The 439-nt window shown below is 50.3% G+C and carries 1 protein-coding gene; it reads left to right on the top strand.

The annotated features are described in order from the left end of the window. Positions 1 to 439, top strand: a 439-nt coding sequence (locus tag ACTHUT_RS22135; protein WP_440419962.1) for a hypothetical protein, incomplete at both ends; no start/stop codon positions are given.

Genomic DNA, 439 nt, shown 5'->3' with positions numbered 1-439 from the left:
ACCCAAACCCAAACCACCCCCCACAAACCAACAAACCCCACAAACCAACCACACACCACCACACCCAACACCACCACACACCACCCCAACAAAACAACCCACACCACCACAACCAACCCAGCCACAACAAAACCCACCCCACAAAACCCCAACAACAACAACCCAAAAAACAAACCCAACAACAAACCACACAACAAAAACCACAAAACACACAACCCCAAAAAAAACAACCCAAAACCCCAACCCCACCCCCCAAACAACCCACCAAACACCAACAACGACCAAAAACCACACCCACACACCACCCCAACAAAACCCACAACCCACCAAACAACAACACACAACAAACCACACCAACCACAACCCCCCCCACACAACCACAAACCCCAACAAACAAAACAACCACCCCCCACACACACCCAACACCACCAACAACAAA

It is taken from the genome of Neisseria sp. P0022.S010, assembly GCF_051956635.1.
Note: the sequence above shows the minus strand (reverse complement) of the source record. Positions and strands in the feature narration are given on the sequence as shown.